The sequence below is a fragment of the Sphingobacterium zeae genome, assembly GCF_030818895.1.
Taxonomy (GTDB): domain Bacteria; phylum Bacteroidota; class Bacteroidia; order Sphingobacteriales; family Sphingobacteriaceae; genus Sphingobacterium; species Sphingobacterium zeae.
Genome location: NZ_JAUTBA010000001.1, coordinates 3,070,703 through 3,084,737, shown reverse-complemented (window position 1 = coordinate 3,084,737; position 14,035 = coordinate 3,070,703). Strand labels below are relative to the sequence as shown.

10 protein-coding genes are annotated in these 14,035 nt (G+C 37.7%); 1 reads left to right on the top strand and 9 read right to left on the bottom strand.

Annotated features, from left to right (window positions below):
- The 4 genes from QE382_RS12905 to QE382_RS12890 all read right to left on the bottom strand — a co-directional run bounded on the left by QE382_RS12905 (nt 1) and on the right by QE382_RS12890 (nt 5,029).
- Nucleotides 1-1,500 (bottom strand): Y-family DNA polymerase, encoded by a 1,500-nt coding sequence (locus QE382_RS12905; protein WP_307186249.1) that lies wholly within the window; start codon nt 1,498-1,500, stop codon nt 1-3.
- A gap of 2 nt (nt 1,501-1,502) precedes the next feature.
- Entirely contained in the window at nt 1,503-2,243 is a 741-nt protein-coding gene (locus tag QE382_RS12900; protein WP_307186248.1) for an ImuA family protein, read from the bottom strand.
- A gap of 113 nt (nt 2,244-2,356) precedes the next feature.
- Complete coding sequence (locus QE382_RS12895) at nt 2,357-3,094, bottom strand: LytR/AlgR family response regulator transcription factor (protein ID WP_307186247.1); 738 nt, start codon at nt 3,092-3,094, stop codon at nt 2,357-2,359.
- A 12-nt stretch (nt 3,095-3,106) separates the two neighbouring features.
- On the bottom strand, nt 3,107-5,029 hold the full coding sequence (locus QE382_RS12890; RefSeq protein ID WP_307186246.1) for a sensor histidine kinase: 1,923 nt from the start codon (nt 5,027-5,029) through the stop codon (nt 3,107-3,109).
- Between the two features lie 114 nt (nt 5,030-5,143).
- On the opposite strand from QE382_RS12890, the gene lgt reads away from it, so the two are divergent.
- Complete coding sequence (gene lgt / locus QE382_RS12885) at nt 5,144-5,959, top strand: prolipoprotein diacylglyceryl transferase (protein ID WP_307186245.1); 816 nt, start codon at nt 5,144-5,146, stop codon at nt 5,957-5,959.
- Between the two features lie 44 nt (nt 5,960-6,003).
- Here lgt and QE382_RS12880 read toward each other — a convergent pair whose 3' ends face one another.
- The 5 genes from QE382_RS12880 to QE382_RS12860 all read right to left on the bottom strand — a co-directional run bounded on the left by QE382_RS12880 (nt 6,004) and on the right by QE382_RS12860 (nt 13,997).
- Nucleotides 6,004-6,672: a response regulator gene (locus QE382_RS12880; RefSeq protein ID WP_307186244.1), complete on the bottom strand. Its 669-nt coding sequence runs from the start codon at nt 6,670-6,672 to the stop codon at nt 6,004-6,006.
- A gap of 213 nt (nt 6,673-6,885) precedes the next feature.
- Nucleotides 6,886-7,899, bottom strand: a complete 1,014-nt coding sequence (locus tag QE382_RS12875) for a phytase (protein ID WP_307186243.1) — start codon at nt 7,897-7,899, stop codon at nt 6,886-6,888.
- Between the two features lie 70 nt (nt 7,900-7,969).
- A complete protein-coding gene (locus QE382_RS12870) occupies nt 7,970-9,232 on the bottom strand; it encodes a right-handed parallel beta-helix repeat-containing protein (RefSeq protein WP_307186242.1) in 1,263 nt (420 codons plus the stop codon).
- Between the two features lie 149 nt (nt 9,233-9,381).
- A complete protein-coding gene (locus tag QE382_RS12865; RefSeq protein WP_307186241.1) occupies nt 9,382-12,168 on the bottom strand; it encodes a TonB-dependent receptor in 2,787 nt (928 codons plus the stop codon).
- Nucleotides 12,169-12,374: 206 nt separating this feature from the next.
- Nucleotides 12,375-13,997: a tetratricopeptide repeat protein gene (locus QE382_RS12860; RefSeq protein ID WP_307186240.1), complete on the bottom strand. Its 1,623-nt coding sequence runs from the start codon at nt 13,995-13,997 to the stop codon at nt 12,375-12,377.
- Between the last annotated feature and the right edge of the window lie 38 nt (nt 13,998-14,035).

The window sequence follows — 14,035 nt, the reverse complement described above, 5'->3', positions numbered from 1 at the left end:
TTATGCAAAAAAACCATGTAAAAACCATTCGTCTGCCTGACCGCCGTAATGTCCAGATCGATACAGCCAAAACCGCCGGCCTTCTATATCTTCCACAGCATAGTAATCCCGATGTTCACCTGGATCAATCCACCATTCACGCTCAATACGTTCAGGACCATCTGCTTTTCTGATAGTATAGGTATCTCCTTTATAACGGAACAGTAAGGGAGGATAATCGGGTATAGGTGCTGTGACTATAATACGCTCGGGAACCCTTAATAGTCGTGTCGGACGTGGACGCTCGGTTTGCCAGTCAGGAGATGCGACCTCATCGGTGGAAGCAGCTATTCTCATGGATCGTTCAGGCCAATAGTGCGCAGATGGAACATATCGTAATATTTCACAACTGGAATCTCTGCTTTTTAAACGATCTAAAAGTTCGGTAACCAATGGACTTTTTAGTCCAATTCGATTGTCCCAAAGATTTTCCTGAACAGGGTCTGCGGCCTCTACTTTGGATGCACCCAGCGTAAATAATTCAATGCCCAATGCGGGTTCAATTTGTGAAATTTTTAGTTCAAATAGCTGAAGAATATGTTTTACCTGAGCTGTAGCACGACTTGTTTCAATAGTAATTGTCTTTATTTTTCCATCTACCCGATGACAGTCTAATTTGGCTGTACGTAATCCTTTACCCTCTGCAGACAATCGTTTGCACAACTTATTTATTAAATCTTCTAATGCCAGAGCAATACCATTTGGTGTACATATTGGTTCCAGACAAGGTAAACGCTGTTCATATGGTAAAATAGACTTTATAGGAGTAATAAATTCGTCCTCTAATCCCATAGCCTGATCTAGGCGAAGCAGCAGACTAGCGCCAAACCTCCTACGCAAAACTGTCCGGGGCATGTGAGCAAAACTTCCTATGGATTGTAATCCAAGCGCTTGCAACCTCTTCAATTGATTATCTTCCAATCGTAATGCTGCTGGATGTAAAGGCAGAAGAGCCTCCGATTGGCCCTGTTCTCTTATAATACTATTATCAGTTCCAAAATGCGCTATCGCCCAGGCGGCACCAATGGTATCAGCAATACCTATGCGAACAGTATAACCATGGTGTTTAAATGTAGAAGCAATATGTGTTAAATAGGCTAATTCTCCGCCCCAAAGATGGGTACAACCACTAATATCTAACATAATCCCGTCGGGTTCATCTATAGAAACCTGTGGTGTATACCTTATGCACCAACCAGCAATAAAATGGAGCAATTTCTCAGACAGTCCTGCATGTTCATGGATAATTTTAAGTGATGGAATAAATGCCCGCGCATCCGCTATGGCCATACCTGAATATACGCCCGCTTGCTCTGCTGGTAAATTATGCGCACTAACGATCAGTTTTCCTTGAACTGCGATCGACAAAACAAAGGGAATATCTTGCAAATGTGGTTTACACACAGTGAACCAATCTGTTTTTAAGTAACGAAACCATAATGACGCAAATCTCTTTTTCATGATTAACCAAGATTTTGATAATTATAGTTCCAATTTTTTGACTCGACCTCCTTGTTGGAGAATATTTTAAAGCCCTTCGGCGTCCAAACTATTTTTCCTTTGGCTGCTTTACCATTTCTTACTTTAAGAAGCTCGACATTCCAACAGGGGTTGCCAATACCTGGTAACCCCTCATCCGATTGACTAGGCAAAGAAGTGACTTTCCAACGTGCCGCACAAGTGGTGGCCAGCAATAGCTTCGGATTATGTTGAAGTATAAAACCGGTAACTTTACTTTTTTCAACAGCAAGTTGAAGCCGTCTTGATTGAACAAAATCCAGCTGATGTATCTCGGCTATTACTGCTGTTATACCAGGACATTTCAACGCTTCTTCCATCGCCCATAAAACATCTTTTTGTTGCTGCATGGAAACAAAAACAATCGATGAAGGGTCTACCCCAAATGTGCTGATTGCAGACGGAAATACGGTTTGTACGGAGCTTATCCAAATACAAATCCCAGCATTTCGCATTAGTTTTCCAAGGATACCAACGATAAAACCGCAGGATGCAGCACTATCCATACGGCTAAAACTAACAAATTCATGTATTACACCTTTGGGAAAGGTACCATTTGGAAAAGTTTTTTCCAAAGGTCCCAAATCCATAGCAATTTCATCACATGACCCTTCAGGTACCCCCTGCCAGACAAGCAGATCTCTTTTAAGCTTGCTGATCAAAGCCTGTTTATCTTCTAACATCATAGCCCCTCCCATTTAATAACAAACAAATATATACTAATTATTTTAGTAAAGAAGAATATTACTACATTTTTTAGTAATAAAGCTGATGTAAATGGTATGTGCTAGCTTAGGGCTTATATTTCATTCAGGAATTGTTGGATAACATCTTTTTTTCTTGTCGCAACTGGAATCATTTTACCATCAGACATTTCAATCTGCCCATCTTTATAATACTTTTTTATATAGTTTGCATGTACTAAATAAGATTGATGGCAGCGGATAAAATCTGATTCTGGAAGCATGGTTTCAAAATGTTTTAGGACTTTTGAAACCATCATAGGTTTGCTGTCTTTGATATAAAATGTGGTATAACCTTTGTCGCCATGGCAATATAGAATATCCTCAATATTGACTATCTGGGTATATTCAAATGTACGCAACGCTATTTTCCGAGGCCTGCTAGGCGACTTTAGATAGCTTTCAGCCATGCTTAACTGCATACTGTTGAATCTAAATTCTGTACTTTTTTTATAACATTTTTCAATTGCTTCGATAAATTGCTCTGGAACAAGAGGCTTTAATAAATAAGCAATTGCACCTATGTTGAGTGCTTCTATGGCATACTGGTTAAAGGCCGTTATAAAAATGGTATTAATGTCTAATTTCAGCTCTGAAAGGAAGGATAGACTTGATCCGTCTTTCAGTTGAATATCAGCTAAAATAAGATCCGGATTGGATGTGGGCAATTCGCGCTCTGCCTGAGCAATGGATGGACTATACCCTACTATTTGAACATAGGGTATCGCATCTAATAAAGACTTAATATACAAATAGATATTATGCTCATCTTCAAGAATATAAACTTTAATCATTTCATGTATTAATTAAAATGTAAAAACAAGTGGGATATGGATTTCTACACGATATCCTCTATTATCTTCCCTATAATTGGGTTTTATTTCAATCGTTGCTTTCTGCTTTAGATCATTAAACAAAAGCTCAAGACGCTCTTTAGTAATAATCTGTGATAAGGAAGTCTTATGTCCAGCATTTATCTTGTCAGACTGCACTCCCCTGCCATTGTCACTGACAACAATATGCAATTGATCTGACGTCTGACTGAAAAGAATCTGTAAGTAACCACGATAATCTAAATTTTTAAAAGCATGTTCAATAGCGTTTTCAACAAACGGCTGTATTAACATAGGTGGAATCATGACATCATCCACATCAATATTACCGCTCTCGATTTCAAAATCAAATAGATCTTGATAACGCATCTGCTGTAAAAGTATATAATTCTTTAATGATTTAATTTCTTGGTCCAAAGAAATATACTCTTCTCTATTTAATTCCAGTATATCTCGAATTTGACGGGATAAGAGAATGAGGTATTGATTTGCTTTTGATTTTTGCTCGCTACTGATCAAACCTTGCAAATTAGCAATTGCGTTATAAATAAAATGTGGATTTAACTGATTTTGCCGTGTTTTTTGTTCTAAAATCAATTGTCTATTTTCCGCAATAATACGCTGATTTATATTTGTCAATAATTTCTGCTTATTTCGATAATAGATGAAAAATGCAAGGCTAAAGATAAGGGCAAATAAAATAACAAATATCCACCGTTGTTGAACCATAATCTGATAGTTAAAAGCATTGGTCGTTTTCAAAAGTTTTATAGCTTGGTCTTTTTTATCGGTTTCATATCGCGTATTAATCTCATTTATCCGATTATTTTCAATGTTTTTTATACTATTTTTATAATCTTGATAAGCAGAATCTAATGTAAAATAAGCCTGTTCATAATCTCCTTTTAATGCATAGGCTAATTGCAAATTCTGATAATAAAACAATTTGTTTTGCTTGCTTTTATGCGTTCGTATAAACTGTAATCCTGCATTAAAATAATATATGGCCGAGTCAATCTGACGATTATTTAAGAAATTTTTTGCCAAATTAGCATAAGCATAGGAATTGAGCATCTTGCTCGAAGATAAATAATTAAAATACATTTGGGATGCCTCAACAGCTTTTCGATTATTACCGATGCTAAAGAAATATTGGGATTGCAGATTATACATACGCATGATTATCGCTGAATCTGCCGTTTTATTAGCGTAATATTTACAGCTATCCAATGTTTCTTTTAATTTGTTATCATCATGTAATTCAATGTACTGCATAAATTTAATTTCCTGGTACGCTTGGGCAACATGTGGATCGTATTTATTGGGATGATAAGAGTACCATGATTCATTATCTCTTAATGCTTGTCTGTAATCCGCTCGACGATAGTTTGCATTAGCCAACAGATTGAAAAAAAGAAAGCTAAACCTACTTTTATTTTCTAACGCATATTCCTTAGCATCGATCATTTTTTCCATCGTACCTATATTCGTGACATGATCAAAACTAAAATTAGCTCTAATTCTAAAATAATCTTTCAGCACACGCAAATCTGGTGACACTTTCCCATCCAAATAATCCAATGCAATTTCAATAGAATCAATTTTATCTTGCAAAAGATAGCTATACGCCAAAAAAATCCAATTATAGCCAGATTTATTGAAATACTGATCTTTCCCAAATTCATGTACTTTCTTAGTGATGATAGTCTGATCCTTAAAATCCTGTAAAGAGAGATATTTTAGTAACGTATCCTGATAGGTTAACGTAAGTGAATTATCTTCCTGTTCTTTATTATTTTTAGATGTCTGGGGGCCATTTTGATGGCAGGAAAACATCTGTACCATCAATAGGAACAATAGAAAACAAAAAATAAATCTTTCCAAATTCTGTGTCATCAGTATTCTTTATATAACGATCTGTCTACAATTATATTTATTTTTTTTATGATAAGTGTAACGAAAAAGCTTTACCACACACTTATCTCCTAAAACATCACGATAAATCACCATATGGTAAGTAATCTAACATTGAATGATATAACTTGGAAGATAGATCCTGATATCTTCGTCATTCCAATTATTGACCATCCAATTCGCTGGTATGGTATATTTTGGCTATTGGGTATTATCTTATGTTATAGGGTATTAAGATCAATATTAAAAAATGAAGGCCGTAAAATCGAATTTTTAGATCAGCTCAGCATCTACATTGTCTTGGGTACCATTATTGGCGCTAGACTGGGGCATGTAATTTTTTACGATCCGAGCTATTACTTAAATAATCCTTTAAAAATAGTTGCGATATGGGAAGGTGGCCTAGCAAGCCATGGTGGAGGTATAGGCATCGTTATTGCAATCTATTTATTTGCAAAAAAACAGCAACTTCCATTTCTTCATGTTGCAGACCGTATTGCTTTGGTTGTTCCCTTAGCTGGAGCCTGTATCCGTCTCGGCAACTTATTTAACTCCGAAATGATCGGGAAAGCCACTGACTTACCTTGGGCTTTTGTATTTACCCATATTGATGCCATACCTCGACACCCGGCACAACTTTATGAAGCATTGTTTTGTTTCTTGTTATTTATAGTGTTATATCGATTGTGGAAGCAAAAACAGTTTCGAATTAAAGACGGCAACTATTTTTCCCTATTGTTGATATTGCTGTTTTCATTCCGGTTTTTGGATGAATTTTTGAAAGTAAATCAAGAACATTTTGAAGACTCTTTATTCATCAATATGGGGCAAATACTGAGCGTACCCTTTATTGTTATTGGACTATGTGTATTTATTTACAATCGTTTTAAGAAATCATTAAAAGTAGATTAATACAATCCATACGTTCTCTTGTGAAACACATTTGAAGAATATATTTATGATTTTTTTAATAAACCATGCTGAAAAGCAAATTTTACCAGTTCTGCTGTATTTTTCACTTTTGTTTTATCGAGCAAGTTCTGACGATACCCTTCTACAGTACGCTTACTCAAAAAAATTTTATCGGCAATTTCTAGATTTGTAAGACCATCCGCAATCAATTCGAGCACTTCTAGCTCTCGCTCATTTAGATCCAGCTCCAGGATGATATTAACACCATCATCATTATCCAGTCGATGCGAAGATACTTGCTCAAGCAACGCTAAGCTAATTTCTTCACTGATATACCGACCACCTTCGGCGACATGCTTTAATCCAAAAAGTAATTCATTGTAATCGATATTTTTTAGCAAGTATCCTGACAATCCATTCTTAAAACCCTCAACAACATAACGAATTTGACTTAGCATAGACAATATCACAACTTTGACAAACGGATATTTTTGTCTGATATTCTTTAACAGCTCCATCCCATCCATTAATTCCATGCTTACATCCGTCAAAACAATATCTGGCACTACTCCGTCCGCCAACTGAGCCAATGCTTCCGTGCCATCGGACGCTTCTCCTATTACTTTAAATTCTCCATGAGATTCTAAAAGTAATTTAATACCATTACGCACGACCATATGATCTTCAACCAATAGTATTTTAACCGTATTCATTTTCTAAAGCTTTTAAATAAATATTCGCTTTTCTACACTTCCAAACCTCTATCAAAATGACGGTCTACACTATTTCATGATTTGGAATAAAAAAGAAATAAAATACATCAACAGAATAAAGATACAAATTTCTGCTCACGGATCAATTCGAACAAAAAAGAGCAACAGCTGCAAATCAAATCACAACTGTTGATCTACCACTTATTCTATACCCTATTTCTTTTTCAAATCCGCTCCGGCAATATCTTCCCATCGGTAGTAATGGAATGTTTTATCGTCGCTCATAGTAACAAACAAGCCATGTTTGAAGGTTTCATTTAAATTAGAAGAGGTCGTTTCTGAACCATCACTTTGTGTTGCCATAACCGGTACAGTCTTCAGATATTTATGTTCGAAAGGATTGCTTTTGGTTCCTTCCCGACTAAAAACCTGAAAACGATTTGCCCCCTGGTCCGACACCAATATATATCCAGTACTGTCGGTCACTTTATAAATCGAAATACCTTCATGATCTTCTTTAAAACCTGTTGTAGCAAACAATGCCAACTGTTGGTTTCCCTTTGCTGGATCGGCATAGTATTGTTTTACGCCAACTTGTTCGTCCGAATAGTAAATATACCCAAGCTCATTGTCCACCGCTATTGCCTCGATCTCTTTTTTCCCACTAAATGAACCAAATTTGCGAACCAATGTAGCTTTTACCGTACCAGAACCATTATCCTCCAATAAATATTGTCCCAAATAGCCTTCTTTTGGTCCGTTTTTCCGTCCAACAATAGCATAGATCTCTCCTTTTGGGGAAGTATATAGGGCAATCCCCATTAGATCTCTGAATTCAGACTCAGTTTCACCAACAAACATATCTAATCCCCCTTGATCGATCGGCTTCATGTCAGGTAGTGAAAAAATACGCAATTTATGGGTCATACGCTCTGTTGTGACGGCGATATCGACAGGTTTCCCCCCCAATACCAAACCGTAGGCTACATCCACATTGTTTGGTCGTTTTAAATTGGAAACCACTTTTTCTTTGACTATTTTACCCTGCAAATCGTACACGAATAAAGCTCCATCGGCATCTTTATCCGTTGCTATAATCAAACTCTTGCTCGGATCGCTCTTATTGATCCAAATTGCAGGATCATCCGAATCATAACGTACAGCATCGGTCACAATAACGGGTTTAACTGCGTTTACCGTATTTGTTTGCGCATTTTTGCATGCCATTTGAAGCAGGGTTGATGCTCCAAAAGTTAGTGTTAGTATTGTTTTTAAATTTGTCATTATATGAAGTAAATTAGAATTTGGAACCAAATGCCCCAACATAAGCTGCAGGCTGAGGAGAATTATATGTTAAGCCGTTTGACATCACCAGGCCACTCGTAAAATGGGGTTTAAAAGCCAAAGTACCGGCCTTTAATGCAGGTGAATTCCCATGGAGATGAAAATCCCAGGTTGAATCAAATACGTAATTGTCAACTGATGTTTCTAACGGATAAGAAACAAATTTAGGATTATTCTCCCCTGCCACTTTACCTCTAACATCATTACTCCCCCCTACAATATCATTTTTGCCGACCTGAAACTGATCTACATTCAATTGGCTGTAACCATAGTACCAGTTATTACTTGACACAGAACGGTTATCTTCTGGCTTTTTCGGATCGCGCTTGACTCCAAACCGCGTATTAGCAAAAAGATTATTGTAAATCTCGGCTCTGACAGATGCTTCTAACCAAATCGAACCTCCTTTGGCTGTCGGTCTGCGCCATCCCGTGTTGAGCATGGTATTATTGTAAACAATAATATAAGCCTGGGGTGTACGGTCTCCTGAATTTGACAGTTTTAATGCATTGGTATTTACACTATACACTAGGTTATAAGCAACATCTGCAAGACATCCGGATTTGAAATTCATCGCTTCGCCACCTGTCACCCCATTGGAAAAGAAACGGTTGTTAGCAAAAATGATTTTTCCGCCTTCAATATACGTGCAGTCTTCGTGAAAATGACTTACCGTACTATTTTGAACCACTAGTTTTCCATTTGGATTAGAAAACCATAGCGCTGGTAAAGCTTCACCAGACACTTTTTTATACAAGCCCATCTTTACAGAAGTCGACGCGTCTGATGTAATTGCACCCCCATACTCTATGATGGTATTGTCCAAAACAAGTTCCTGACAGCTTGGAGCGGCTAAAATTCCTCCCCATAATTTGCCAAATTCATTCGTCTTCGTCTTATACCCATCTTCAACCGTAAACTTGACAGGATTTTCAGCTGTACCTAACGCATATAAATTACCCAAAACAACAATTTCAGGCTTATTGACAGAATCCATCAATACAGTTACGCCTTCCTCAATCGTTAGTGTCTTACCTTCGGGAATAATAATATCCCCCTTAATATGCTGCACACTCCCCTTACTCCACACACCGGAGACCTCGCCGATAGCACTTCCATCGGCATCAGAAGTATCAACATCAATATTTGCTTTTTCACAGGCGCTTAACACCACGATAAAAAATGCTAGAAACGATAAAATACATTTATTTTTCATCTATATATATTTAATTTTAATGATGAAGCGAATCATACTTGTTCAAAACTTGATCGTTCCAAAAAAGGGAAAGCTTCACCGAAACAAACTGTTGTTATTTCACACCGTACATGTTCAGATTAAAACATGTTGTGTTTTACGCGGGTCTATTATTTACTAAACGAATAACGTAAACCAAGGATATAGTTCTGTCCATACAAATCCTTTCTAATCAATGTATTTCCGCCTTCAATAAGCTTTTCAGCGATCTTCTCATTTTCGGGATTTGTTCCTTTCACATACAATTCCATGGGTGTATTCAAGATGTTGTTGGCTTTGGCAAAAACGGCCCAACCTGCTTTAAATTTTTTCTCAATAGAAGCATCTAACTGAACAAATCCCTTTTGCCATAAATCATCGTTCAAAAATTGCGATACTGTATTGATCCGTGAGCCGGTATAAGATCCAGCCAACTGTCCTTCCCAGCCATTATTAGCATCTTTGTAAAGCAATGATAGATTGGCCACATGTGCAGCTTGCCCATATAATGGTCTAGTTTGATCCACGATTATCGCTTCTGGGTCCTGTGTGGTTTCATTGATTCGACGCGACATCTTAGCGGTCGTTATACGTGAATGTGTATAGGTATAATTGGCCTTAACACCAAATTTCTGGATATACTTGATGTAATCAACCTCGACACCAAAGTTGTTGGCATTACCAAAATTACCTGGAGTGTAGTATACATCTTGCTTACGAACCTCATCCGGTTGAAAGGTATATTCAATTGGGTTTTTGATTTTCTTATAAAACATACCGACAAGAAATTGTGAGGAAGCTTCAGGGAATAATTCATACCTTAAATCGAAATTATCTGCTATGGCATGTTTTAAATCTGGGTTTCCTTTTTCTAAAAACTCTTCATTAACCACACTTGAGGGTACAATTTCATAAAATCCAGGTCGGTTTAACGCGCGATAATAAGCCGCATGAAGCTGTTGTTTTTCGTCCAAATGATATTTCATGGTCAAACTTGGCAGCCATTCTGTATAAATTTGTGATCCCTCCGGTCTTTTTTCTCCTGCAGGAAACAATAATTTATAATTCTGATTGCTGTGTTCCATCCGGATTCCACCGATCATCTGCCATTTGTCATTCTCATAATTGAACATGCCATACAATGCTGTGGTCTTCTCACCAGCGTCGTAAGTTAGTGGATTTGCGACAGCTCCAGTAGGATTGGTGACAGTCAGATTGAGATCGGTATAGCGCTGAAAATCCACACCGTATTTATACTTTGCCTCTTCTGCAGAAGCTGGTGATAAGTTGTAGTTATTGTAAAAACTACTACGCTGTTTATCACGATACAGACCTCCGGTCGATAGCTCCAGCTTACTGTTTTCCATTGGAACTTTATAAGCTACATCCCAATAGCCTGCATGATCATTATCGGTATTCCGCTCCCAACGATAGGTTACGGGAGATTTATTGACGAGAGAAGTCCTTTTACGTTCAAAATTTTCTTCTACGCCATCCAGACTGATCATCGTATTTTGTGGCAATTGATTGCGCGCTGAAGAAAGCACACCTGACCAACGGACATTCAGCCGATTATCTAAAAAATGATGATCCCCCTGTAGGGTACCATTGTAGATCTGTTGCTGTGTTTTTCGGCTTCTTGTCACATAGGTCAGTTCGGCTTTACCAATACTGGGATCATACTGACCATTATATATCGTATTTACCGCATCACGCAATTGCATGTTATTTAAATTCACATACATTTGATAAAAGCTAATCCGATGATTTGGATTAAATCGATAGTCGACCTTGTTATGCAAACCTAAGCGTTGTTGCTGTTCATCATATTGACGATCACTCTGCTCAGTAATTACCGCATTGGGATTTACGCCAACGACAGCCGATTTGTAGAAAATAGAACGACTGCCACGATGTAAATTTTGATAACTCGCACCCAAAATAACGCCCAATTTATCATCCAAATACCGATTGCCTATTGTCAAATTGCCGACAAGGTCTGGAAGGGGCTTTTTATAAGTATAATCTAACGCACCCTTATTAAAATCAGCAGCAGTTGCATTGTAATTCTTCCCATGCTGTTCATAGGGAGATTTTGCCGAGGTTCCGCTTGTTGAAAAGCTTCCAAAATCCCGATTAAAATAACGTTGGCTATAACCTGTTGCCAAATTTGCTTGAAGCAATAGCTTTGTCGGCGCCGATTTCATAACCATATTGACAACCCCACCCACCGCATCGGCTTCCATATTTGGTGTTAGCGACTTGTAGACTTCTAAGCGTTCCAACATATCTGAAGGAAATAAATCCAAAGGCACATAACGGTATTTATTATCTGGACTCGGAACTTTTACGCCATTCACCAAAGTCGTGTTGTAACGTTTATCCATCCCTCTCAGAATTGCGTATTGCCCCTCGCCATTCGAATTTCTTTCTATGGATACACCCGAAACACGCTGTATAACATTTGCGACGGTGATATCGGGAGAAATCTCTATTGCGCGCGCCGAAACAACATTCATAATTTGTGACGCATTCTTTTCTAAACGCCGCGCGCTAGGATCGTCATCCCCACCGTTTCGACGTCCTTTTATAGTTACTTCCATTAATGTTTGTTCGGTCGATGTCAGCTGAAAAATAAAATGAGGGGTATTTTCTTTTTGAATCTCGATTTCTTTAATTAATTCGGCATAAGCCATATGCTTGATATGGACCTTATCCACACCTGCAGATAATCCTTTGAATTCAAACGAACCATCCAATTGTGTTTTGGTCGATAGCCCACTTTGTTCCAAGAAAACTGTTGCACCAGCAATAGCTTCACCAGTCTGACCATCCAATACCTTACCTTTGATTTTAGTCGCATAAGCAGCGCTGACCGAAATACTGGAGGCAAGTAATACTGTTAAAAAGTTTTTCATTTTGCTTAGATTATTATGAATCTTTGATTGTTGTAGCAAAGATGGCAGCCAATTTTAATCACACAAAATATCGAGCGTTACAATGAGGAAACAAGGTCAAAAGAGCACTATACAGCAAGGAAACAACGATATTTAAAATACTAATAAACAGCAATTTAAAAGAAACACATTCGCCATTACCATTCTATTATTCCTGTGTTAAAAAATTATGAAATACCAACGAGATAGCCCGCGAGGTCCTCTCCTTGTTCCAGTCTTAGTTTTTTTCGCAATCGATGTCTGGCAACACGAAGGCTATCTTGTGATATGCCCAATAAGACGGCAATATCGATATTATTCAAATTTATTTTAAGCAATGCGATTAACCGCATATCCGCGGCCGTCAAATCTGGAAATCGTTGAATAAGTTTTTCAAAAAAGCTGTGATGTACCTTTTCGAAAGTTCCCATAAACTCTTTCCAATGAATACCCTGTGTGATATTTTCATTGATCTGCAACACCAACTTCTGCATCTGTCGTTTTTGATCCCGGCGTTCGTCCTTAACCATTCCTTTTAATTCATCACGAAGTTCTTCCAAAAATTGATTGTTACGGATTAAATTTAAGGTATGGGATGTCAATTCCTTTTGCTTGAGCGACAGTTCTTGTTTGAGCTGCTTATCTTCAAGCAACTGGTTTTTAAGTGCAATTTCGGTCAACTCGCGTTCGGCCTCCTGTTTTCGGGAATCGGAAATCTGGTTTTTAATCTTAATTTTCTGGCGACTATGCAATACATAGGATAACACAATTAACAAAATTAAAACCACGATTGTTCCCCAGAGCATGATTAAGTTGATTCTTTTGGTTACTTGTAATTTCTCGATCTCTTCGGCTTGTTGATTCATATCGTAGAGTGCCTGAAAAAAAGCAGTATGGCGAGCACCATCCACACTATACAGTTCAAGCACTAACTTACGGCTCTTTTCTGCATAAAAATAGGCGCTATCCATCTGCTCGCGCAAGGCGTAGGTCCTACTCAAATCTTTTGTCGTAGCAGCCATTTGATACACATCACCCAAATTTTCCGCCATCTGATAAGCCAATTGCGTGAGTTTGATACTTTGTGGATATTTATTGGTCTTCCTAAAAATATCGCCCATATTATTTATGACCACAATTTTTCCATAATTGTCTTTTGTTTCCGTATAGAGGGTACGTGCTTTTTCAAAATGAAAAAAAGCGCTGTCATATCTTGCAAGATCTTCATAAATACTGCCTAAATTTTCATGGATCTTAGCTTCTCCATTTTTATCCCCAATACTGCTATAAATGGACAAAGCAAGATTCTGGTAGACAAAGGCGGAGTCGTAGTTCGCTTCCTTTTCAAATAAATGACCTATATTCCCTAATGTACCTGCCGCTCCATTTTTATCCCCTTCTGTTCGGAAAGAATGTAGCGCCTTGTTAAAATAAACTTTCGCCACATCATGTTGTTTGTTAAAGATATTGAGCTCCCCGATATCACTCCAATTCGAAGCAAGATGCTGTTTTGAATTTAATTGCGTATAGATTCGATCGGCTTGAAAATAGTAGTCCTGCGCCTGTCCATAATGCCCCTGATTAACACATAACCATCCAATCGCCTGTAAACAATTGGCTTGTAATAATAAGTCTTTATCCGTAACAGCTTTTGCATAACGTTTTTTGACGAGCATAATTGCAGAATCAGGATGGTTTTGACTTAATCCTCTAATATCCTTAAAGGATTCAACCTGCGCAGTACCTGGCTGCCACAAAAAAAGCTGTATAAAAAAAAGTAGAAACAAAATAATTTTATCAGAAATCCTCATATTTCATGTAAATAATCGAATTGCAAATGTACATGAAA

Coding starts and splice junctions, on each gene's coding strand:
- QE382_RS12905 (WP_307186249.1), bottom strand. CDS start 1,500: ATGAAAAAGAGATTTGCGTCATTATGGTTTCGTTACTTAAAAACAGAT.
- QE382_RS12900 (WP_307186248.1), bottom strand. CDS start 2,243: ATGATGTTAGAAGATAAACAGGCTTTGATCAGCAAGCTTAAAAGAGAT.
- QE382_RS12895 (WP_307186247.1), bottom strand. CDS start 3,094: ATGATTAAAGTTTATATTCTTGAAGATGAGCATAATATCTATTTGTAT.
- QE382_RS12890 (WP_307186246.1), bottom strand. CDS start 5,029: ATGACACAGAATTTGGAAAGATTTATTTTTTGTTTTCTATTGTTCCTA.
- lgt (WP_307186245.1), top strand. CDS start 5,144: ATGGTAAGTAATCTAACATTGAATGATATAACTTGGAAGATAGATCCT.
- QE382_RS12880 (WP_307186244.1), bottom strand. CDS start 6,672: ATGAATACGGTTAAAATACTATTGGTTGAAGATCATATGGTCGTGCGT.
- QE382_RS12875 (WP_307186243.1), bottom strand. CDS start 7,899: ATGGCATGCAAAAATGCGCAAACAAATACGGTAAACGCAGTTAAACCC.
- QE382_RS12870 (WP_307186242.1), bottom strand. CDS start 9,232: ATGAAAAATAAATGTATTTTATCGTTTCTAGCATTTTTTATCGTGGTG.
- QE382_RS12865 (WP_307186241.1), bottom strand. CDS start 12,168: ATGAAAAACTTTTTAACAGTATTACTTGCCTCCAGTATTTCGGTCAGC.
- QE382_RS12860 (WP_307186240.1), bottom strand. CDS start 13,997: ATGAGGATTTCTGATAAAATTATTTTGTTTCTACTTTTTTTTATACAG.